The organism is Thermomonospora cellulosilytica (assembly GCF_014138835.1).
GTDB lineage: Bacteria > Actinomycetota > Actinomycetes > Streptosporangiales > Streptosporangiaceae > Thermomonospora > Thermomonospora amylolytica.
In genome coordinates, this window is sequence record NZ_JACJII010000001.1 from 2,193,763 (window position 1) to 2,214,881 (window position 21,119).

Below are 21,119 nucleotides of genomic sequence, written 5' to 3' on the forward strand. Positions count from 1 at the left end.
GGCCGTGCGCCGGCCGCCGGTCCGGCCCCGGACGTGGACTTTCGGCTCCTGTGCGATGATCTCGCCCATGGCACGCCAACCCCCCGCCACGGCGGCGCGCCGCTACCACCCCCCGGCTCCCGGTACGGGCCGCCCGTACGCGCTCCCGCCCCGGCGCTCCCGTCCGCGCCGCAGCCTGGGCGGCGCGCTGGCCGCCGTTCTGGGCGTCGTGGCCTCGATGCTGGTGGTCGCGGCGCTGGCTCTGGCCGGCTTCGTGGACACCGAGGGCGTGCCCCTGATCCGGGGGCAGGCCCCGGAGATCTCCCGGCAGGTCGCGACCGGCAACCGCCTCTACGCCACCGGCCGCCTCACCCCCGTGCGATGCCGTCTGCCGCGCATCCGGCAGGGCGAGGACGAGTCCATGCGCCGCTTCATGGAGGCCCTCGCCGGGTGCCTGGACCGCTCGTGGGCGCAGCAGTTCGGCAAGGCCGACATGCGGTTCGAGCCGCCGCAGCGCGTCTTCTGGAGCGCCCCCGGCCGCGGCCCCTGCGGCAGCTATCCCAGCCCCGGCGCCGCCGCGTTCTACTGCCCCGAGAACAACACCATGTACGTGGGCCTGCGCCACATCGTGGAGACCGCCGCCGGTGAGCCCGTCTCCAACTACGCCGTCTACGCCCGTGTCATCGCCCACGAGTACGGCCACCACATCCAGGAGCGCGCCGGCATCCTCCCGTACGGCCACCAGCAGATGAACGCCTCCGACCCGGCCGCCAGGGCCGAGACCAGCCGCCGGATAGAACTGCAGGCCCAGTGCCTGGCCGGCCTGTTCCTGGGGACCGAACGGGAGACCCTTCCGATGACCCCGGCCCAGTACGACGCCATGATGCACGACGTCCGCGGCCGGGGCGACGACCGCCGTCCGCCCGAGGAACGCGACCACGGCACCGCCCGCAACTACGCCGGCTGGGTCGCCAAGGGGTACGAGAACCCCGTCGTCGCCGTCTGCAACACCTGGACGGTTCCGGCCGCCGAAGTCGAGTGACGAGGTCTCCGCAGCAGGACCGGCCCGCCTCTTCCGGAGCGCGCCGCTGAGGTCCGGGCAGCAGACCGAACGGCTCCTGGAGGCGTTGCGTCCCTCCCGGTGATCGGCGTCACCGCTGGTCGATGCGGGTGGGGGGCGGTGTTCCGCTGTGTGCGAGGTCACCGTAAAGTGCTAGCAAGGGCGCTTGCAATTGCAAGCACGATGACGCAGGGTGGAGACATGGCGGGTTCGAAGGTCGGATCGATCGGGGAGTACATCCGCGAGCAGCGGCAGCGGGCGAAGATCTCGCTGCGCCAGCTCGCGGCGGTGTCGGGCATCTCCAACCCGTACCTGAGCCAGATCGAGCGCGGGCTGCGCAAGCCGAGCGCGGAGATCCTGCAGCAGATCGCCAAGGGGCTGCGGATCTCGGCGGAGGCGCTCTACGTGCAGGCGGGGATCCTCGACGAGCGCGAGGCCGACACCGACGCCCAGGCCGCGATCCGGGCCGACCTGCTGCTGACGGAACGGCAGAAGCAGGTCCTGCTGGACATCTACGAGTCGTTCCGCAAGGAGAACGAGGCCGTCGCCGAGGCGGCCGCCGCAGACGAGGAGGACCCGGACCTCGACGTTCCGGGAAACGACAACGAGGCATCAGCCGCAGAGAGGGAGGACACGGATGACGCTCGCCGCACGACTCCGTGACAACAAGGCCGTCTACACCGTCGCCGGCGCCGGCGACCTGGCGGTGGAGAAGCTCCGCGAGGTCCCCGAGCAGGTGGGCCGGCTGCGCGAGAACGTGACCCGCTACCAGGGCGAGGTGCGCGAGAACGTGACCAAGCTCCAGGAGGAGGTGCGCGAGAACGTCTCCCGGCTGCAGGAGCGGGTCGAGGGCACGGACCTGCGTGAGCTGGCCAACGCGTACGTCTCCCAGGTCCAGGGCATGATCGACGAGCTGGCCGAGCGCGGCAAGAAGATCGTCACCCGGGTGGAGAACCAGGCCGCCACCCAGGAGCTGACCGAGAGCGCCAAGCGCACCCAGCGCAAGACCCGCGCCGCGGTGGAGGAGGCCGGCAAGACCACCCGCGCCGCCCAGCGCGCCGCCGGCGACGCGAGCAAGAAGGTCGGCACCTGACCGACCGTCACCCGATGACGGCCCGGCCGGACCATCCGGCCGGGCCGTCGCATGTCCGATCCCTGGGCGGCCGTTGAACCTTGCATAAGGTGGAGATCCCACGGCGCCGGGGCGCGGCGCCTACCGGCTCGGCGAAAGTAGTGATCTTCGGTGTGGATTGGACTGGTCTACTTCTTCTGGTTCCTGGCGATCGTCGCTTTCCTGTTCGAGGTGTTCGCGCTGGTCGACGCGCTGCGGACGCCGGCCGGGGCGTACGCGGCGGCCAGCAAGCAGAGCAAGAACCTGTGGGTGATCCTGCTGGTGGTGGCCAACGTGGTCGGGCTGGCGGGCGCGGCCGGGATGGTGTCCCTGATCCAGATCCTGCCGATCGCCGCGTTCGTGGTGGCCGCGATCTACCTGGCCGACGTCCGGCCCGCGGTGGCGCCGTACCGCAAGCGCGGCGGCGGCTCCGCCTCCAGCGGTCCCTACGGCCCCTGGTGAGCGGCCGCCGGATCGGGTGACCGGGCGGGGCGCCGCGCCGGTGCGCCGAGCATGGGCCGGTCCAGGCCCAGGGCGCGCAGTTCGCCGACGAGCCGGTCGGCGACGTACCGGTTGCCCGCCGGGGTCAGGTGCACGCCGTCGTCGAGGACGTACGTCACGGCGTTGCCGGTGCCCGCGCGCACGTTCCCGGTGATCCAGGTGAGCGGGTCGACGAACGGCACCCCGAGCGCGGCGGCGACCCGGCGCAGGGAGTCGCGGACCCGCCGCGCCGACTCCGTCGGGTCCCCGCCCCACAGCGGGCCCATCAGGACCAGGTGGGCCCGCGGCCAGCGGGCCCTGATGTCGCGCAGCAGCCGGTCGGCGGCGGGCGCGACCAGCTCCGGCGCGCGGTGGTCGTTGTGCCCGCCGGACACCACCACCATGTCGGGGGCGGGCCGCCACGCGAGCTGCGCCGTGTACAGCTCGGCGAAGTTCCTGCCGATCCTGCCGTCGTTGACGAACCCGGTCCCGGCGTACCCGCCGATGACGATCTGCCAGCCGAGCCGCCGCGCGGTCTCGGCGGCGTAGGTCCGCTCCGCCGGGACGGCGCGGATCCCCGCGGTGTAGCTGTCGCCCAGCACGAACACCACCGGAACGTGCGGCCGGGCCGGCCGGACCGGTTCGGCCTGCGTGGGACGCGCGGCGGCGCCGGTCGCCGGCACGCTGCTGCATCCGCAGACCAGGACCACCAGCGCCACCAGTGCGCACCAGACGGGTCGGGGCAACGCCGAAAAGCCCTTCCAGATCGAGTCAATGGCCGCACCCCCGGCGGCCGTGCCCGAATCCTAGGGGATCGGCTCGTTCAGGGCGGGTACGGAGCGCAGACCGCTCTCCACGATGGCCAGCGCCCGGTCCAGGGCGGCCCGGGTGGTCCCGGGGTCCAGGCCGCCCTGCCGGCAGTGGGTGACGACCGACTGCATGGCGCCGACCGCCATCCCGGCGATCGCCACCGCCTCGATCTCGCCCAGGCCGGGGCACAGCTCGCGGATCCGCTGCTGCACCTCCTGCTGGGCCTCGTGCATCCGCTGCAGCGCCCGGGCCTGCAGCGCGGGACGCTCCAGCACCAGCCGGACCTGCACCGGGCCGTGCTCGCCCTGCTCGGTGACCAGCGCCTGCATCACCTCGACCACGCTCTGCCGGATGGTCTCCAGCGGGGTCTCGCCGGACGCGCGGCGGGCCAGCCGCTGCTGGACCTCGGCCAGCCGGTCGTCGATCTCGGCGAAGATCACGTCCTCCTTGCTGGGGAAGTAGGCGAAGAAGGTGCGCGGCGACACGTCCGCGGCGGCGGCGATGTCGGCGATCGTCGTCTCGTCGTAGCCGCGTTCGGCGAACAGCCGGAGCGCGGCGGCGAAGATCGCCTGCCGGGTGCGCTGCTTCTTGCGCTCGCGCAGCCCTGCGGACTCCACGTGAGGCATGTCACGGACATTAACATGGGCTGCAAATCTGCATCTGTTGCAATTTTGCAGGCGGAGGGGTTTCATGCCCTCCATGGCGGGATTCCTGGACGCGCTCGGGCGCTGGTGCGCGCGGCACCGGCGGACCGTGTTCGAGCTGTGGGTCGTCGCGATCCTCGGCGTCGGGTTCCTGGGCCTGGCCCACGGCGGGGTGTTCGTCCAGCAGTCCAGCCTGCCCGGCACCGGCACCCAGCGGGCCATCGACCTGATGGCCGAGGACTTCCCGGCGCTGACCGGCCCGACCACCACGGTGGTGTTCACCGCCCGGGACGAGCCCGGCGCGGCGAGCCCGGGGGACTGGCGGGTCGCGCTGGCCATCGGCCGGGCCATCGAGAACCTCGACCGCCTCGACCGCACCGCCTACGTGGAGAACCCGTACGTCCCGGGAATGGGCGGGCTGAAGAGCCACGACGCCGTGGTGGTCCGGGTCTCCCTCGAGGGCACCATGGGCGACGTCGGCAGGGCCGACCTGGAGCAGTTCGACCGGGCCGTGGAGCCGGCCCGGATGGCCGGGCTGGACGTGGAGTTCGGCGGCATCGTCGCGATGCTGCTCAACCAGCCGACGGGCGGCGCCGGGGAGGCGCTGGGCCTGGTGCTGGCGCTGCTGGTGCTGCTCCTGGCGTTCGGCTCCTACCTGGCCGCCTGCGTGCCGATCGTGGCGTCGCTGTGCGCGCTGGCGGTGTCGTACTCGTTCATCCACTACGGCGCGTCGATGCTGGAGATCCATCCGACCGCGCCGATGGTGGCCGCCATGCTGGGGCTCGGCGCGGGCATCGACTACGCGCTGTTCATCGTCACCCGCTACCGGCAGCAGCTCGCCGAGGGCGACGACGTGGAGACCGCGGTGGGCCGGGCGATGGCGCACTCCGGCCACGCGGTGGTCTTCGCGGGCGGAACGGTGGTGTTCGCGATCTGCGGGCTGTTCCTGTCGGGGATCACGTTCGTCGGGCGGATCGGGATCGCCGCCGCGCTGGCCGTGGCGGTCATGGTGCTGGCGGCGCTCACCCTGCTGCCGGCGATCCTCGGCGCGATCGGCGACCGCATCGACCGCTACATGCTGCCGCGGGTACGGCCCGACCGGGCGAGCGACCGCTGGACGCGGTGGGGCCGGCACGTGGACCGGCACGCCTGGCCGTACGCGATCGGCGCGACGCTCATCCTGCTGGTGTGCTCCGTCCCGACGCTGGACCTGAAGTTCGGGGTGATGTCCGACAGCACCGCCGCGCCCTCGATGTCGTCGCGGCAGGCGTACGACGCCGTCGCCGAGAACTTCGGCCCCGGGCACTACAGCCCCTGGGTGGTGGTCGCCAAGGTCCCCGGCAAGACCCAGGCGGAGCCTGCGGAACGGGACCGTCCGGCCGGTGCGGAGCCGGTGGTGGAGGGGCCGGGGGGACTCGGCGGGCTGACCGCCCCGCAGGCCACCGCTTCGCCCGAACGCGACCCGCGGGCTCCGCAGGAGGAGCGCGCCGGGGGCGGCGGCTCGCCCATGGCGACGAGGAAGCCCAGCCGGGAGGCCCTGCTGATCGGGCAGGAGCTCAAGCAGGCCGTCGCGAACGTGCCCGGCATCGCGCACGTCGGCGAACCCATCGTGTCCGGCCGCACCGCGATCGTGCGGGTGATGGCGGCCGCCGCCCCGCACGAGCAGGCCGCCACCGACCTGGTGCACCGGCTGCGCGCGAAGGAACTGCCCGCCGTCGCGCGCGCCCACCCCGGCGCGCAGGTCCACCTGGGCGGGGAGAACCCGGCGATCATCGACCTGGCCGTCACGGTCGGGGATCGCATGCCCGTCGTGGTCGTCGCCGTGGTCGTCGTCGCGCTGGTGCTGCTGATCATCGCGTTCCGGGCGATCCTGGTCCCGGTCAAGGCGGCGCTGATGAACCTGTTGTCGATCGGCGCGTCCTACGGGGTGGTCACCGCCGTCTTCCAGTGGGGCTGGGGGATCCGGCTGTTCGGCATGGACCAGGCGGTGCCGATCATGTCGTTCGTCCCGCTGTTCATGTTCGCGCTGATCTTCGGCCTGTCCATGGACTACGAGGTGTTCCTGCTGTCGCGGATCAAGGAGGAGTACGACCGCACCGGCGACCCGCACGAGAGCGTGGTGACCGGCATCGGCGCCACCGCCCGCCTGATCACCTCGGCCGCCCTGATCATGATCTTCGTCTTCCTGAGCTTCGTGCCCCAGCCCGACCCCACCGTCAAGATGATGGCGCTGGGCCTGGCGGTCGCCGTCGCCGTCGACGCCACCATCGTCCGCCTGGTCCTGGTCCCGGCCCTGATGAGCCTGCTGGGCCACGCCAACTGGTGGTTCCCCGGCCAGTCCCGCCGCCGCACCGGGACCCCCGACGACCCCGGCCCCGGCAAGGTCTCCCTGGTCAAGGACCCCCGCCCCCTGGAACAGGTCGGCTGACCCCCACGGCCCGCTTGCGGTCGCCCGGCGGAGGGGCGGAACGGGGTGCAGGTCACCAGGTGGTCCTGGTGACGATCTCCAGGATGTGGCCGGAGGGGTCGTCGACGTACAGGCCGCGGCCGTCGTGGACGGCGATCTGGCCCGCGGTGCGGCGGTAGGGGTCGGCCCAGAAGGTCAGGCCCTGGTCGCGGACGCGGGCGTAGATGGCGTCGAAGTCGTCCTCGCCGACCAGGAACGTGTAACGCTGCCGGGGGAAGTCGGCGGCCGGCTGGGCGTAGTGCAGGGTGACGCCGTCGGCCAGCCGGACCGCGACGAAGATCCCGGCGGGGGCGGGGTCGTCCAGGTCGAGCAGGTCGGTCAGGAAGCGCGCCGAGGCCCGCTTGTCCTTGGCGAAGATGATGATGCGGCTGAGCTGGATCGGCATGGCGTCCCCGCGATCGTGGCGTCCGTCCGCCGCGCCGCGGTCGGTGCGGCGCGGCATCCCGATCGTGCTCGGTACCGCCGGGCGCGAAACGTGCTCGCGGCGCGCCGGCCTCAGACCTCCGCGGGGAGCGGCTCGCCGGTCTCCAGCAGGGTCTTGAGGCTGCTCAGCAGAGCCGGCCAGCCCTGGCTCACGGCCTGGAGCATCATGCTGCCGGGCTCGAAACCGTCGTGGATCACGGTGAGCCTGACCGCCTCCCCGGCGGGCTCGAGCTCGAACGTCACCTTCGACCGGGGCTCTGCGGCGTACTCGGCGAACTTCTCCCGCGTCCAGCCGAACATCTCGGCGTGCTCGGGCTGGAAGTGGTGCCAGGTGTAGGAGAGCAGGCGGTACGGGTCGGACTCGAGCACCACCTGTCCCAGGTCGCGGAACTCCTCGCCGGGACGCATCTGCCACAGCACCGGCGATCCGGCCCGCCAGTCCGACCGCAGGGCCGTGCCGCCCCAGTAGCGCCGGGTGAACTCGGGGTCGATGAGCGCCTGCCACAGCCTCTCCGGGGTCGTCCGGATGTAGGTGGTGTAGACGAACGACGGCTTGTCCATGGGCCCGTCCTCCAGGCTTCGCTTGAGGTCGCCGAGCGCGCGCACGCGGTCCCGGTCGTACCGGCCGATCCAGCGTTCGGCGATGTCGTTGATGGGGGCGGCGTTGAGGTAGTGCAGCTTGTTGCGGCCGCGCCGCACCGTGGCCACCAGCCCGGCCGACTCCAGCACCGCCAGGTGCTTGGTCACCGCCTGCCGGCTCATGTCCAGCTCGCCGCACAGCTCCCGCAGCGTCTGGCCGTTGCGGGCGTTGAGCAGGTCGAGCAGCCGGCGCCGGCTGGGATCGGCCAGCGCCCGGAACACCTCGTCCATGCCCCTCCCAAAGGCAACCGTTCAGTTGCCTTTTCAGGTTAGGCAACTGAACGGTTGCATGTCAACGACGCCCCGTGGCGATCACGGTGGTGCCGGGGCCGTGCCCGCTCGTCACAGGGCGCCGCACACGTTGACGCGCCGGTCGCGGAGCCGGTCGGGGAGGGGGCGGCGACGGACGATCGTTTCCCCCCGACATGGCGAAAGACCGCCGATTCACGGCGGTCTTTCGCTCTCGCTGCCGGGGTCGCCCGGCCATCGGGACGTCCTCGCCGGCCGAACCTTTTTCACCACCGGATGATCCCGGTCCCGGCGCACCCGGCCGGAACCGGGCGTCCGCGATTCTGGAAAAGAGGCTCAGCCGTCAGAAGAACGCATTACCCGCGATGCGGGCGGCCGGAAGTCCCGTCCTAGTACCTGTCCCGGTCGAAGTACCTGTCCCGGTCGAAGTACCTGTCCTTCCGGTCGTGGCGCTTCTTCACGCAGACCTTGATCTTGATGGACACCCTCTTGCCGTGCCGGTAGACGCGGATGTGGCGGACCTTGCAGCGCGGACGCTGCGCCTGGGTGCCGCTCTGCTGGGTCTGCACGGCGGCCGCGCGGACGGCGGTGCTGCCGGAGCTCTCCTGGGCCAGAGCGGACGGGGCGGCCAGCAGCCCGCCGCCCAGTGCGGCGGAGGTGATGCCGACCGTGATCATGTGCTTCCTCATGGGGCTCTCCTGCTGATCTGGGATGCGGCGCGCCGGACTAAGGCGGCGCATCGAAGAATGCACTCTCCCGGCCATGTGACGCTCGGGCGAACCGCATCCAGACCCGTGCGGCGGGGTTCGCATGGCGGAGTGCTGAAAAAACAACTATTACGAGATTAGCCGGGCATTCCAGGCTGTACAGGGCGTAGGGGTCAAGCTTCGTTAAGTGATTGCTCTCGCCCGGACAACCGTTCACCCGCAGCCACCGCCGGTGACGCGCTGACGCCCACGCACACCCGGCCCGGCGAGGTCAACTGAGAAAGCGCGCGAACCGGCCCCGTGATTGTGCGTCCGGCGACGAAGGACCGGGCGGGCGGGGCTGACAGGATGTTCGGACTCCGTTCGGCATGCACCGACCGCGGCGAAGGGGGCGGCATGAGCATCGAGGCCGGGCTGCGCGACGTCTCGGACACCGCGCTCGTGGCGGCGGTGGTCCGGGCCAGGGAGTCCGCGCGCCCCGACCCGCTGTTCCGCGACCCGTACGCCGAGGCCCTGGCGGGCGAACGCGGCCGCGACATGGCCACCGGGACCCAGTTGCGGATCATCTCCTCCGGGGTGGTGGCGCGCACCGCCGTGTACGACGAGCTGATCACCCGGATGGTCCACGAGGAGAAGATCGGCTGCGTGCTCAACCTGGGCGCCGGGCTGGACACCCGCCCCTACCGGCTCGACCTGCCCGAGGACCTGCACTGGGTCGAGGCCGACCTGCCCGCCATCTGCGACCACAAGGACCGGGTGCTGGCCGGGGCCGCCCCGCGCTGCCGGCTGACCCGGGTGCCCGTCGACCTGGCCGACCCGGGCGCGCGCCGCCGCCTGCTGGCCGAGTTCTGCCGCGACCGCCCCGTGCTGGCGGTGACCGAGGGCGTGATCCCCTACCTGACCACCGACGCCGTCACCGGCCTGGCCGACGACCTGCGGTCCCGCCCCTCGGTCCGCTGGTGGGCCCTCGACATGATCGGCCCCCTGTTCGTCCGGGTGGCCCGCAGGATCGCGGGTCGCCGCATGGACCGCGCCGACGCCGCCCTGCGCTTCGTCCCGCCCGAGGGCGCCGACTTCTTCCGCCCTCTCGGCTGGGACCCGTTCGACGTCCGCTCCTCCTGGGTGGAACGCCGCAGGCTCCGCCGCGAACCCCCGCTGATGCGGGCCATCTGGGCCGTCAGCCCGCCCAGGACCCGCGAGTTCTTCCGCCAGCAGGGCATGTTCGTGACCCTCCGCCGCACCACTCCCGGCTGACGGCAGGGCGCACTCGGTCCGGGGGGACGGGGCCGCCGGACCGAGTGCGCCCGGAGTTTCGGGGCGGGTCAGGCGGCGGGCTGTTTGGGGGCTCGCTGGAAGAGGACGAAGAGCCAGGCCATGGACGGGACCAGGATGAGCGCGCCGACGCCCAGGGCGATGAGGACGACCTGCAGGACGGCGTCGTGGGCGGCGACCGAGTGCAGGTCCAGGTCGGCCAGCCCGGCGGCGCCCCACAGCACGGTCGCGGTCGCCAGGGCGGCGGTGACCCGTACCGCCAGGAAGCGGCGGAGCAGCAGCAGCGCCAGCGACACCACCCCGGCCAGCGCCGACGCGGTGATCAGCGGGGACTCCACGCCGAGGGTCAGCGCCCCCGGCAGCGCGATCAGCCCCACGACCGTCCCCGAGGCCAGCGCGCAGGTCCGGAACCGTTCGGCGGCCTCCGCACGGCCCAGGCGGCGGCCGTCCCAGATCAGGTAGACGGCGGCCAGGTAGGCGCACAGCCCGGTGGTCAGCACCCCGCCGTACAGCCCGGCGAGGCTCTGCCAGCTCGACCCGCCGGTGGCGATCACGGCGGCGACCGCGCCCATGCAGTACGGCGTGAGCACCGAGGACACCCCGAAGATCCACGAGTACACCCGGTTGGGCGCGGCCTTGGCGAACACGAACGTGCTGCCGCGCGCCACGATCCCCAGCGCCGCCAGCGACAGCGGGACCCAGTGCGCGGCCATGACGTCGGCGAACACCGGCGGGAACGCCGTCCACGTCATCACCATGACGAAGATCAACCAGACGTGGTTGGCCTCCCAGAGCGGCCCCATGGCGTGTTCGATGACCTCGCGGTCCTCCCGGCGGCGCGACAGCAGGTGCCACAGCCCCGCCCCGAAGTCCGCCCCGCCGAACAGCAGGTAGGCCGACAGCCCCAGCAGGATCAGGCCGAGCGCGATGTCCGGGTAGCTCATCCGACGACCTCCAGTTCCCTCGCCGCGGGCCGCTCCCGCTCGGGACGGCGCCGCATCCGCCGCAGCACGCTGATCGTCGCGACGGCCAGCACCGCGTACACCACCAGCACCACGTACAGCCCGAACCGCAGGCCGGGCGACGGGTTGACGGCCTCCTCGGTGCGCATCACCCCGTACACGATCCACGGCTGCCGGCCGACCTCGGTGGTCGTCCATCCGGCCTCCATGGCGACCGCGGCGGCGACCCCGGCCAGCGCCGCGATCCGCAGGAACCACGGCCGGTACGGCAGGCCCTCGTGGCCCCGCCGGTGCCGCCACCAGGCCAGCGCCCACCAGGCCGCCAGCGCCAGCAGCGCCGTCCCGATCGCGATCATCAGCTCGAACCCGATCCGGACCACCTCGGCCGGCGGCTGCTCGCTCGCGGGGAAGGAGTCCAGCCCCCGCAGCACCCCGTTCACGTCGAACGTCGTCATCAGCGACAGCGCCCCGGGGATCTCGAAGATCGCGAACTTGAACGGCTGTTCCGCCCCGGTGTGCTCGATCCCCTCCATGGCGGCGAACTTGATCGGCTGGTGCTCGTGCACGTGCCGGACCGCCCAGTCGCCCACCAGCACCTGCAGCGGCGCGCAGACCGCCCCCAGCGTGAACGGGATCGCGAAGCCCCGCCGGTGGTACGGGTCCAGCGGGCGCCCGCGCCTGTGGTCGCGCAGCAGCGCCACCGCGTAGACCGAGGCGACCGTGAAGCCGCACACCATCAGCGACGCCAGGAGCAGGTGGGCGGCCTGGACGGGGGTGTTGGGGTTGAGCATGGCGGCGATCGGGTCGACCTCGGTGACCTCGCCGTTCACCAGCTTGAAGCCGCGCGGGTTGTTCATCCAGGAGTTGACGGTGACCACGAACGAGGCCGACAGCAGTCCCGCGATCACCACCGGGATCCCGGTGAGGAAGTGCACCTTGGGCGGCAGCCTGTCCCACCCGTACAGGTAGATGCCCATGAAGATGGCCTCGATGAAGAACGCGATGCCCTCCAGGGCGAAGGCCGCGCCGAACACCTGGCCGTACTTGTCCATGAACCCCGGCCACAGGGTGCCCATCTCGAACGACAGCACCGTGCCGGACACCGCGCCGACGGCGAACAGCACTCCGGCGGCCTTCATCCAGCGCCGGGCCAGCTCGGCGTAGACCCGGTCCCCGGTGCGCAGCGCGCGCCACTCGGCGAGCAGGGTGATCGCGGGCAGGCCGATCCCGATGCTCGCCAGGATGATGTGGAACCCGAGGGTGAACGCCATCTGCTGACGGGCCGCGGCGAAGTCCGCCGGGGTCGCCGCGTCGGCCAGGATCGCGAACGTCTCCATACGACGGATAGTAGTACTACGTCTTGTAGTACTTAAGAGTGTAGTACTACCCACCGTGGTGACCTTGCTCTCAGCCCGGTACCCTCGATGGGGTGAAGGGTCTGGGAGAACTCGAACGCACCGTCATGGAGGTCCTCTGGGCACGCGAGGACGCCGGCGGCGGTGCGGCCACCGCACGTGACGTCAGCCGCGCCCTCGCCGGGGAGCGGGACCTCGCCCACACCACCGTGATGACGGTGCTGGACCGGCTGGCCAAGAAGGGCTTCCTGACCCGCGAGCGCGACGGCCGCGCCTGGCGCTACCGCCCGGCCGCCAGCCGCGAGGGCTACGTGGCCGAGCTGATGCTGGGCGCGCTCGACCAGACCGGCGACCGCGACGCCGCGCTGGCGCACTTCGTCCGTTCGGTGTCCGAGGACGAGGTGGCCGCGCTGCGCCAGGCCCTCGACGAGCTGACCGGGACCGCCCGCGACGGGGACCGGGACAGAGCGGAGCCCGGCGGATGACCGGCACCGCGCTGCTCGCCCTGATCGCCGTCGGCACGGTGGGCGGCGCGCACCTGCTGTCCAACGCCCGCTGGCCGTGGCGGATGCCGCGCGCCGGCATCGCCCTGTGGCAGGCCCTCGGCCTGGCCTGGGGCGTGGCCACCATCGGCGCGCTGATCGGCTACGCCGTCCTGCCGTACGGCGACGGCATCACCGGCGGCGTCCCCGCGATGATCGCCGACGACGCCGCCCGCCTGGACGCCTGGCACCTGGCCGCCCTGCTGGCCGGCACCGGCCTGACCGCCGTGCTGCTGGTCATGCTGGCGTACGCGGTGCTGCGCATCTACCGCGCCCGCCGCCGCCACCGCGCCCTGCTGGCCCTGGTCGCCAGCCGGAACGCCGCCGTCCCCGGCACCCTGGTCCTGGACCACCCGGCCGCGGCGGCGTACTGCGTGCCCGGCGTCCGCTCCTCCAAGGTCGTCGTCAGCGCCGGCACCCTGGAACTGCTGGACGACGCCGAGCTGGCCGCCGTGCTGGCGCACGAACGCGCGCACGCCCGCGAGCGCCACGACCTGGTGCTGCTGCCGTTCGCCTCGCTCCGCCAGGTCTTCCCCCAGATCAGCCTGGTCGGCCGCTGCCTGGACGCCGTCGAGCTGCTGATCGAGATGGCCGCCGACGACCGCGCCCTGCGCCACCGCCCCCCGCGCGAACTGGCCACCGCCCTGCTGCGCTTCGCCGCCGCCCGCCCGGTCGCCGCCCCCTCCGGCGCGCTGTCCGCCGCCTCCGTCGACCAGCCCGCCGTCCTGGCCCGCGTCCGCCGCCTCCTGGAGCCCGAACCCCCCAGCCAGGTCACCCGCATAGCCACCCTGGCCTCGGCCACCGCCCTCGCCGTGACCCCGTTCCTGCTGTACCACCTTCCGATCTGAACACGGCGACCCGCCGGTCACGCCCGCAGCCTGGCCCAGACGATCTTGCCGCCGGCGTCCAGGCGGGTGACGCCGCAGGCGGCGGCGAGGGCGGTCACGACGGCCAGCCCCCAGCCGCCGTTGTCGTCGAAGCGCTCGGGGCGCAGGTCCAGGTCCTCGGGCCGCATCTCCACGACGGCCTGCGGCTCGGGCGGAACGTCAGGGCAGCGGTCCGCCACGCCGATCGCCACACCGGCCGTGTCGCGGCTGCACAGGACCGTGACGTGCCCGCCGAGCGGCGTCACCCCGATGGCGTTGGCCAGCAGCTCGGTGAGGATGAGCCGCGCGTCGTACCGGGCCTCGTCGTCCAGCCCCCAGCGGATCAGGCGGGCCTCCACCAGGCTCCACGCCAGCCCCGCACTGGCCGGCGAGGCCGCCATCGGCATCTGCAACTCATCCACACCCTTGCGGTCAGCGTCCTGGTTCACACGTGACCCCATGGAACCTTCGCATCGTCCCGTGGTGAGGCGAGTACGCAGAGAATTCACCTGACATCCTCGCCGCCGGGCGGGCGGAGAGGTTAAACGCCTGTGGAGGGCTGATAAGACCATGCGCGTGCGTGGCACGGCCCGGCGAAGCAGGAAGCCGCAGAGGTGCCGCGTGTCGACGTGGCACGGGCTGAATCCCGGTCTCCGGCCAAGGCAGGCCAAGGGAGCACGCCAATGGTACGGCCTGGCCAATAGTTGAGGCCGTACTGGTTTGTTGAGGTCGGCCCCGCCGTCCCGGGGGGACGGCGGGGCCGGATCGACGGGACTCAGTCCGTCAGGTGCTCGAATCCGATGCGCCAGCTCGCATACTGCGGCTTCCAGCCCAGGCCGCGGGCCTTGGCGTTGGAGATCGGGCGGCCGGTGGCGGCGGCGTGCCGGCCTCCGGTGGGGACGGGCGCGCCGATCGCCTCGCAGTACACCGGCAGCCACTCGGTGGCCTGGGCGGGCTCGTCGTCCACCACGTTCACCGGGCCGGCCGGCCACTCCAGCGCGTCCACCGCGGCGGTGGCGGCGTCGTCCACGTGGATGAACGAGGTCCAGGCCGGGGACGGCCGCAGCTCGCCCGCACGGACCCGCGCGGCGATCGCGCCGTCGGGCGCGTACCAGGTGCCGGGCCCGTAAAACGCTCCATAGCGCAGCACGACGCCGTGCGGCATGGACGCCACGGCCTCCTCCAGCGCGGCCACTCCCGGGTACGGGAACGCCCGCTCGTCCAGCGGCTCGTCCTCCGTCGCCGGGGTGGAGCCGGGGACGTACAGCCAGGCGATGCTCTGTGCGATCATCTTCTGCACACCGGCGGCCCTGGCGGCGTCCACCAGGTTGCGGGTGCCGTCGATGCGCAGCCGGTTGTTGGCCGCGAAGTCCTCTCCGGACAGGTCGGTGAGCTGGTGGACGATCACGTCGGGCCGTTCGGCGGCGACCGCCTCGCGCAGCGCCTCGGCGTCCAGGACGTCGACCACCAGCGGCCGGGCCCCCGCGTCCCGCAGGGCCTCGGCCCGCTCGGTGCTCCGGGTCGTGCCCGAGACGTCGTGGCCGGCCTGGACGAGCAGCGGCACCAGACGACGTCCGATGGCGCCGGTCGCTCCGGCGACGAGGATCTTCACAGTGGACCTCCAGGTACAGCGGCAGAGCCCGCTGTCACGTTAGGGCCTGTTGGACCCGGGTGCTGACTGACGCGCAGTGATTTAACGCCTATCACGACCTGGGTATCGAATAGGTTGGCAATCGGTCAGGCCGGAGGGCGGGGGATGTGATGGACATCACTCTAGTGCGGGGCGACATCACCGAGCAGCAGGTGGACGCGATCGTCAACGCCGCCAACTCCTCGCTGATGGGCGGTGGCGGCGTGGACGGCGCCATCCACCGGCGTGGGGGTCCCGCCATCCTCGACGAGTGCCGCAGACTGCGGGCCTCGCGTTTCGGCGGCGGGCTTCCGACAGGGTACGCCGTCGCGACCACCGCGGGCGAACTGCCCGCCGACTGGGTCATCCACACCGTGGGACCGGTCTACTCGGCCACCGAGGACCGCTCCGAGCTGCTGGCCTCCTGCTACCGGGAGTCGCTGCGGGTGGCCGACGAGCTGGGCGCGCGGACGGTGGCGTTCCCGGCGGTGTCGGCCGGGATCTACGGCTGGCCGGTCCACGACGCCGCGCGGATCGCCATAGGCACGGTGCTGAGCACGCCCTCGCAGGTGGTGGAGGCGCGGTTCGTGCTGTTCACCGAGGACGCCTACCAGGCGTTCCGGAGCGCGCTCGCCGCCGTCTGACACGGCCGGCCCCGAGCCGAGACGCCGGGTCAGCCGCCCGCCACCACGGCGCGCGCGGTCTTGTAGTCGGCCTTGCCGTTCGGCAGCCGCAGGCTCTCCTCCGTACGGAAGAACGCCTTGGGGACCTTGTATCCGGCGAGCCGGGCCGCGCAGCCCTCGCGCAGCGCCTCGTCGGTCATCTCGCGCTCCAGCCGGACCACCGCCACGACCTCCTGGCCCCACCGCTCGCTCGGCCGTCCCACCACCAGCGCCTCGGCGACCCCCGGGACGCCGCGCAGCACGACCTCGACCTCCTCGGCGTACACCTTCTCCCCGCCGGTGTTGATGGTGGTCGCCTCCCGCCCGTACACCTCGACCCGGCCGTCCGCCAGCAGCCGCGCCCGGTCGCCCGCCACGACCAGCCGGCGCCCGCCGATGGTGACGAACGTCTCCCGCGTCTTGTCCGGGTCGCCGAGGTAGCCGAGCGGGATGGTGCCGCTCTTGGCCAGCCAGCCCACCTCGTCGTCGCCGGGCGCCAGCAGCCGGGTGCGGTCGTCGCTGACCACCGCCGCGCCGGGCATGGGCATGAACGGCGCGCTCCCGGCGGCCTGCCGCGCGACCTGGAAGCCGGACTCCGAGGACCCGAGCACGTCGAGGATCCGCACGTGCGGGAGCCGCGCGGTGAGCCGTTCCCGCACGCCGGGGCTGATGGCGGCGGCCGAGTTGACGATGGTGCGCAGCGCCGGCAGGTCGTGGGCGCCGCGCTCCAGCTCCTCGACGAGCGGGCGGCAGAACGCGTCGCCGACCAGCGGCAGCCGGGTGACCCGCTCGCGGGCGGCGACGGCCAGCAGGCCCGCCGGGTCGAGGCGGTCCACCCGGTCGGGGATGATCACGACCCCGCCGCCGCACCAGCCGCCCAGCGCGGTCCAGGTGCCGCCGCCGTGCATCATCGGCGGGGCCACCAGCACCCGCGTCTCGGGGCGGCCCACCGCGCTCCGCACCGCCTCCTCGACACCGGTGAACGGGCCGCCGTCGCGGCGGCGCACGCCCAGCGGGCCGGACAGCAGGTCGCCGATCCGCCACAGCACGCCCTTGGGCATGCCGGTCGTTCCGCCGGTGTAGAGGATGTGCAGGTCGCCGGGGTCGGGCCGGACGTCCAACGGGTCGGGGGAGGCGGCGTCGAGGGCCTGTTCGTAGTCCAGCGCGCCGGGCAGCAGATCGGCCCCGGACTCGTCGGCGACCTGGAGCAGCAGGGGCCTGCGGCCGAGCCGGTCCAGGACGCGGGCCAGCGTTCCGGCGAACCTGGCGTGGTAGACGATCGCGGCCGGCCGGCCGTCGGCGAACAGGTGGGCCAGTTCGTCGTCCACGTACCGGTAGTTGACGTTGAACGGGGCGACCCGCGCCTTGTGCGCCCCGAGCAGGCCCTCCAGGTACTCCGGCCCGTTGTGCAGGTACAGCGCCAGGTGGTCGTGCGGCGACTCCCACGGCTCGGTGGTCGCGTCGCGGCGGCCCAGCCCGTGCTCGTGCAGCACCCGCGCCAGCCGCCGCGTCCGGTCGGTCACCTGCCGCCAGGTCAGCCTGCGGTCCCGCCAGACCAGGCACTCGGAGTCCGGCTTGGCCGCCGCGATGGCCTCGTGCAGGGTCGCCAGGTCGAGCATCGACGCTCCTCGGGGGCGTAGGGGGTGTCGGCGATCACCGTAACCGATTCCTTACCGAATCTCATTCGGTACGGTCTCCGCGCCACAATCGAGCCCGTGGCCGTACACAGGACGCCGGGCAGGCCGGCCAGACCGATGGGCGAGGTGACCCGGGGGACCACCGCCCCCAACCGCCTGCGCCGCGTCGACCTGTGGATCGCCGCCACCCAGACCCGGGCCCTGCGCTCCGGCCCCCGCCCCCTGGCCGTCGACCTCGGCTACGGCGCCTCGCCCGTCACCACCGTCGAGCTCTACAACCGCCTCCGCGTGGCGTCCCCCCGCCTGGAGGTCGTCGGCATCGAGATCGAGCCCGAACGCGTCGCGGCCGGCCTGTCCTTCCTCGAACGCGTCCGCCCCACCGGCCAGTACGAGGGCCTGTCCTTCCGCCGCGGCGGCTTCGAACTCCCCGTCGACCGCCCCCCGGCCCTGATCCGCGCGTTCAACGTCCTGCGCCAGTACGACGAGCCCGCCGCCTGGCGGGCCTGGGACACCCTGTGCGCCAGGCTCGCCCCCGAAGGCGTCCTGGTCGAAGGCACCTGCAGCGAGACCGGCCGCCGCGCCGTCTGGGTCACCCTGGGCCCCGAAGGCCCCCGCACCATCACCTTCGCCGCCCACCTGCCGACCCTGCCCCGCCCCTCGGACCTGGCCGAACGCCTCCCCAAGACGCTCATCCACCGCAACGTCCCCGGCGAGCCCGTGCACACCCTCCTCGCCGACTTCGACCGCTGCTGGGCCGTCGCGGCCCCCCAGTCCGTCTTCGGCCCGAGAGCCCGCTGGATAGAGGCCGTCCGCCTGCTGGCCCGGATCCACCCGGTCATCACCCGCCCGCCCCTGGGCCCCCGCCCCCGCTGGCGCCTGGGCGAGGTCACCTTCCCCTGGTCGGCCGTCGCGCCCTCGCCCTGACGGACCGCGCGCCGGTCGTTCCGGAACGGCCGCCCGGGCGACGGGTCAGGAGCCCTCCCGATGGAGCTTGTACGGGGCGGCCTGCACGCGGGGCTGGACGTCGATGCGGTCGATGTTGACGTGGGAGGGACGGGTCACGGCCCAGGCGATGCAGTCGGCGACGTCCTCGGCGACCAGGGGCTCGGGGACGCCCTCGTACGGCTTGGCGGCCTTGGCGGCGTCGCCGCGGAACCGGACCAGGCTGAACTCCTCGGTCTTGACCAGGCCGGGGGCGATCTCGGTGACGCGGACCGGCTCGGCGACCAGTTCCAGGCGCATGACCTCGTTGACCGCGTAGGCCGCGTGCTTGGCCGCGTTGTAGCCGGCGCCGCCCTCGTAGGGGACATGGCCCGCCAGGGACGTGATGTTGACCACATGCCCGTCGCCGCTGGCGATCAGCTTGGGCAGCAGGGCCTTGGTGACCCGGAGCAGGCCGAGCACGTTCGTGTCGTACATGGCCCGCCAGTCCGCCGGGTCCGCCTCGGCGACCGGCTCCAGGCCGAGCGCGCCGCCCGCGTTGTTGACCAGCACGTGGCACTCGGGCAGGCCCGCGGCCAGCGCGTCCACCGACTCCTGCGAGGTCACGTCCAGGGTGACCGCGGCCAGCCGGCCCGCCCCCGGAACGGTCCCTTTGATCTCCTCGACCAGCGCGTCCAGCCGGTCCCGCCGCCGGGCCGCCAGCACCACGTTGAAGCCCTCGGCCGCCAGCCGCCGGGCCGTGGCCGCGCCGATCCCGCTGCTCGCTCCAGTCACCACCGCCGTCTTGCGCACGCCCCGATTGTCCCGCCCCCGCGCCGAGCCCTGTGCAGCGGGGGATGCGCCGGGAACAGACCGTACGGTCGATAGGTTCTCCAAACGGAGGTGGTGTCCCTTGTCGCGCCGAAGCGCCCCTATCAGCCGGATTGCGACGCTCAGCGTGCACACCTCGCCGCTCGACCAGCCGGGTACGGGCGACGCGGGTGGCATGAACGTCTACATCGTGGAGATCGCCAAACGGCTGGCGGCCCGGGGCGTCGAGGTCGACATCTTCACCCGCGCCACCTCCCGGGACCTGCCCCCGGTGGCCGAGCTGGTGCCCGGCGTGCTGGTCCGGCACGTGGTCGCCGGGCCGTTCGAGGAGCTGGACAAGAACGAGCTGCCCGCCGAGCTGTGCGGGTTCACCTCCGGGGTGCTGCGCACCGAGGCCGCCTACGAGCCCGGCCACTACGACCTGCTGCACACCCACTACTGGCTGTCCGGCCAGGTCGGCTGGGCCGCCAAGCAGCGCTGGGGCGTTCCGCTGGTGCACTCCATGCACACCATGGCCAAGGTCAAGAACGCCGCGCTCGCCGAGGGCGACACCCCCGAGCCCCCCGAACGGGTCCTCGGCGAGGAACAGGTCGTCGAGTCCGCCGACCGGCTGGTCGCCAACACCGACGAGGAGGCCCGCCAGCTCGTCGAGCTGTACGGGGCCGACCCCGCCCGCGTCGCCACCGTCACCCCCGGCGTCGACCTGTCCCGCTTCCGGCCCCGCGCCGGGCTGCTGCGGTCCGGCACCGAGGTGGCCCGCCGCCGCCTCGGCCTGCCCCGCGACGCGTACGTGCTGCTGTTCGTCGGCCGCATCCAGCCGCTCAAGGCCCCCGACGTGCTGCTGCGCGCCGCCGCCCGGATGGTCGAGGCGGACCCCGCGCTGCGCCGCCGGCTGGTCGTCGCGGTGGTCGGCGGCCCCAGCGGCACCGGCCGCGCCCGGCCCGAGGGGCTGCAGAAGCTCGCCGGCGACCTGGGCATCGCCGACCTCGTACGGTTCGAGCCCCCGTGCCCGCAGCCGGAACTGGCCGAGTGGTACCGCGCCGCCGACGTGACCGTGGTGCCCTCCCACAACGAGTCGTTCGGCCTGGTCGCCGCCGAGGCGCAGGCCTGCGGCACCCCCGTGGTGGCCGCCGCCGTGGGCGGGCTGCGCACCGCCGTCCGCGACGGCGAGTCCGGCGTGCTGATCGACGGCCACGACCCCGCCGACTACGCCGCCGTGCTGGCCCGCCTGGAGGCCGAGCCCCGGCTGCGCGAACGGCTCGCCCGCGGCGCGGTCCGCCACGCCCACCGGTTCGGCTGGGAGGTCACCGTGGACCGGCTGCTGGAGGTGTATACCGGGGCATTGACGACCGTTGCCCAGCCCACCGGAGCGCTCCCCCGATGACCCCGGCCGAGATCATCGAGCAGGCCCTCAAGGACGCCGAACTCGACTACCAGCAGCCCCGCGAGGGCGCGTTCTTCGTCAAGCTGCCCGGCGAGCACAAGCTCGCCACCATGACCTGGCTGATCGTGGGCGACCACAGCCTGCACGTCGAGGCGTTCTTCTGCCGCCGGCCGGACGAGAACCACGAGGAGTTCTACCGCTGGCTGCTGCGCAAGAACGGCCGCATGTACGCGGTGGCGTTCACCCTCGACGAGGCCGGCGACGTCTACCTGGTCGGCCGGCTGCCGCTGGCGTCCGTCAGCGCCGAGGAGGTCGACCGGCTGCTGGGCAGCGTGCTCAGCTACGCCGACGACAACTTCGACAAGGCCCTGGAGATCGGTTTCAAGACCTCCATCCAGAAGGAGTGGGCCTGGCGGGTGTCCCGCGGCGAGAGCCTGGCCAACCTGCAGGCCTTCGCGAGGTTCGCCGACCCCTCCCGGTAGGCTTCC

The 21,119-nt window shown here is 72.9% G+C and carries 23 protein-coding genes; 12 read left to right on the top strand and 11 right to left on the bottom strand.

Going from position 1 to position 21,119, the window contains the following annotated elements; translation table 11 throughout:
• Positions 1–67: 67 nt before the first annotated feature.
• The 4 genes from HNR21_RS10500 to HNR21_RS10515 all read left to right on the top strand — a co-directional run bounded on the left by HNR21_RS10500 (position 68) and on the right by HNR21_RS10515 (position 2,612).
• Positions 68–1,021: a neutral zinc metallopeptidase gene (locus tag HNR21_RS10500; protein ID WP_246442075.1), complete on the top strand. Its 954-nt coding sequence runs from the start codon at positions 68–70 to the stop codon at positions 1,019–1,021.
• 219 nt (positions 1,022–1,240) lie between these two features.
• Entirely contained in the window at positions 1,241–1,702 is a 462-nt protein-coding gene (locus tag HNR21_RS10505) for a helix-turn-helix domain-containing protein (protein WP_233358914.1), read from the top strand.
• Positions 1,677–2,132 (top strand): hypothetical protein, encoded by a 456-nt coding sequence (locus tag HNR21_RS10510; RefSeq protein ID WP_182705047.1) that lies wholly within the window; start codon positions 1,677–1,679, stop codon positions 2,130–2,132. Before HNR21_RS10505 ends, HNR21_RS10510 begins: the two co-directional genes overlap by 26 nt.
• A 150-nt stretch (positions 2,133–2,282) precedes the next feature.
• On the top strand, positions 2,283–2,612 hold the full coding sequence (locus HNR21_RS10515) for a DUF2516 family protein (RefSeq protein ID WP_119726993.1): 330 nt from the start codon (positions 2,283–2,285) through the stop codon (positions 2,610–2,612).
• On the opposite strand, the gene HNR21_RS10520 is transcribed toward HNR21_RS10515, so the two are convergent.
• Positions 2,597–3,349 carry an SGNH/GDSL hydrolase family protein gene (locus HNR21_RS10520; protein ID WP_233358915.1) on the bottom strand — a complete coding sequence of 251 codons (753 nt, stop codon included), beginning with the start codon at positions 3,347–3,349 and terminating at the stop codon, positions 2,597–2,599. The genes HNR21_RS10515 and HNR21_RS10520 overlap by 16 nt on opposite strands.
• 87 nt (positions 3,350–3,436) lie before the next feature.
• Positions 3,437–4,066 (bottom strand): TetR/AcrR family transcriptional regulator, encoded by a 630-nt coding sequence (locus HNR21_RS10525; RefSeq protein WP_182705048.1) that lies wholly within the window; start codon positions 4,064–4,066, stop codon positions 3,437–3,439.
• Positions 4,067–4,139: 73 nt separating this feature from the next.
• Here HNR21_RS10525 and HNR21_RS34660 point away from each other — a divergent pair, with 73 nt between their 5' ends.
• Positions 4,140–6,512 (top strand): MMPL family transporter, encoded by a 2,373-nt coding sequence (locus tag HNR21_RS34660; RefSeq protein ID WP_220500117.1) that lies wholly within the window; start codon positions 4,140–4,142, stop codon positions 6,510–6,512.
• A gap of 52 nt (positions 6,513–6,564) precedes the next feature.
• Here HNR21_RS34660 and HNR21_RS10535 read toward each other — a convergent pair whose 3' ends face one another.
• The 3 genes from HNR21_RS10535 to HNR21_RS10545 form a co-directional block, all read right to left on the bottom strand.
• Positions 6,565–6,993 carry a VOC family protein gene (locus tag HNR21_RS10535; RefSeq protein ID WP_233358916.1) on the bottom strand — a complete coding sequence of 143 codons (429 nt, stop codon included), beginning with the start codon at positions 6,991–6,993 and terminating at the stop codon, positions 6,565–6,567.
• A 53-nt stretch (positions 6,994–7,046) separates the two neighbouring features.
• Positions 7,047–7,844, bottom strand: a complete 798-nt coding sequence (locus tag HNR21_RS10540) for an ArsR/SmtB family transcription factor (RefSeq protein WP_182705049.1) — start codon at positions 7,842–7,844, stop codon at positions 7,047–7,049.
• A gap of 407 nt (positions 7,845–8,251) precedes the next feature.
• Positions 8,252–8,551 (bottom strand): hypothetical protein, encoded by a 300-nt coding sequence (locus tag HNR21_RS10545; RefSeq protein WP_182705050.1) that lies wholly within the window; start codon positions 8,549–8,551, stop codon positions 8,252–8,254.
• Positions 8,552–8,965: 414 nt separating this feature from the next.
• Here HNR21_RS10545 and HNR21_RS10550 point away from each other — a divergent pair, with 414 nt between their 5' ends.
• On the top strand, positions 8,966–9,823 hold the full coding sequence (locus HNR21_RS10550; RefSeq protein WP_182705051.1) for a class I SAM-dependent methyltransferase: 858 nt from the start codon (positions 8,966–8,968) through the stop codon (positions 9,821–9,823).
• Between the two features lie 68 nt (positions 9,824–9,891).
• Here HNR21_RS10550 and HNR21_RS10555 read toward each other — a convergent pair whose 3' ends face one another.
• Both HNR21_RS10555 and HNR21_RS10560 read right to left on the bottom strand, forming a co-directional pair.
• The gene (locus HNR21_RS10555; protein ID WP_119727000.1) at positions 9,892–10,785 is read right to left on the bottom strand and encodes a cytochrome d ubiquinol oxidase subunit II; all 894 of its coding nucleotides are present in this window, start codon (positions 10,783–10,785) and stop codon (positions 9,892–9,894) included.
• Positions 10,782–12,140, bottom strand: a complete 1,359-nt coding sequence (locus tag HNR21_RS10560; RefSeq protein WP_182705052.1) for a cytochrome ubiquinol oxidase subunit I — start codon at positions 12,138–12,140, stop codon at positions 10,782–10,784. Before HNR21_RS10560 ends, HNR21_RS10555 begins: the two co-directional genes overlap by 4 nt.
• Before the next feature lie 92 nt (positions 12,141–12,232).
• Between HNR21_RS10560 and HNR21_RS10565 the strand changes: the two genes are divergently transcribed.
• On the top strand, positions 12,233–12,643 hold the full coding sequence (locus HNR21_RS10565; protein WP_119727002.1) for a BlaI/MecI/CopY family transcriptional regulator: 411 nt from the start codon (positions 12,233–12,235) through the stop codon (positions 12,641–12,643).
• Positions 12,640–13,548: a M56 family metallopeptidase gene (locus tag HNR21_RS10570; protein WP_119727003.1), complete on the top strand. Its 909-nt coding sequence runs from the start codon at positions 12,640–12,642 to the stop codon at positions 13,546–13,548. Before HNR21_RS10565 ends, HNR21_RS10570 begins: the two co-directional genes overlap by 4 nt.
• A gap of 17 nt (positions 13,549–13,565) precedes the next feature.
• Here HNR21_RS10570 and HNR21_RS10575 read toward each other — a convergent pair whose 3' ends face one another.
• Both HNR21_RS10575 and HNR21_RS10580 read right to left on the bottom strand, forming a co-directional pair.
• Positions 13,566–14,015, bottom strand: coding sequence for an ATP-binding protein (locus HNR21_RS10575; protein WP_182705053.1), 450 nt, complete (start codon positions 14,013–14,015; stop codon positions 13,566–13,568).
• 326 nt (positions 14,016–14,341) lie between these two features.
• Positions 14,342–15,178: an NAD-dependent epimerase/dehydratase family protein gene (locus tag HNR21_RS10580; RefSeq protein WP_119727006.1), complete on the bottom strand. Its 837-nt coding sequence runs from the start codon at positions 15,176–15,178 to the stop codon at positions 14,342–14,344.
• Positions 15,179–15,327: 149 nt separating this feature from the next.
• Between HNR21_RS10580 and HNR21_RS10585 the strand changes: the two genes are divergently transcribed.
• Complete coding sequence (locus tag HNR21_RS10585) at positions 15,328–15,840, top strand: O-acetyl-ADP-ribose deacetylase (RefSeq protein ID WP_182705054.1); 513 nt, start codon at positions 15,328–15,330, stop codon at positions 15,838–15,840.
• Between the two features lie 29 nt (positions 15,841–15,869).
• On the opposite strand, the gene HNR21_RS10590 is transcribed toward HNR21_RS10585, so the two are convergent.
• Entirely contained in the window at positions 15,870–17,477 is a 1,608-nt protein-coding gene (locus HNR21_RS10590) for an AMP-binding protein (protein WP_182705055.1), read from the bottom strand.
• 96 nt (positions 17,478–17,573) lie between these two features.
• Between HNR21_RS10590 and HNR21_RS10595 the strand changes: the two genes are divergently transcribed.
• Positions 17,574–18,419 carry a class I SAM-dependent methyltransferase gene (locus HNR21_RS10595; protein WP_312880973.1) on the top strand — a complete coding sequence of 282 codons (846 nt, stop codon included), beginning with the start codon at positions 17,574–17,576 and terminating at the stop codon, positions 18,417–18,419.
• Between the two features lie 45 nt (positions 18,420–18,464).
• Here HNR21_RS10595 and HNR21_RS10600 read toward each other — a convergent pair whose 3' ends face one another.
• Positions 18,465–19,229 (bottom strand): SDR family NAD(P)-dependent oxidoreductase, encoded by a 765-nt coding sequence (locus tag HNR21_RS10600; protein WP_182705056.1) that lies wholly within the window; start codon positions 19,227–19,229, stop codon positions 18,465–18,467.
• 100 nt (positions 19,230–19,329) lie between these two features.
• Here HNR21_RS10600 and mshA point away from each other — a divergent pair, with 100 nt between their 5' ends.
• The gene (mshA, locus tag HNR21_RS10605) at positions 19,330–20,631 is read left to right on the top strand and encodes a D-inositol-3-phosphate glycosyltransferase (RefSeq protein ID WP_220500118.1); all 1,302 of its coding nucleotides are present in this window, start codon (positions 19,330–19,332) and stop codon (positions 20,629–20,631) included.
• Entirely contained in the window at positions 20,628–21,113 is a 486-nt protein-coding gene (locus tag HNR21_RS10610) for a type III secretion system chaperone family protein (RefSeq protein ID WP_182705057.1), read from the top strand. Before mshA ends, HNR21_RS10610 begins: the two co-directional genes overlap by 4 nt.
• Positions 21,114–21,119: the final 6 nt, after the last annotated feature.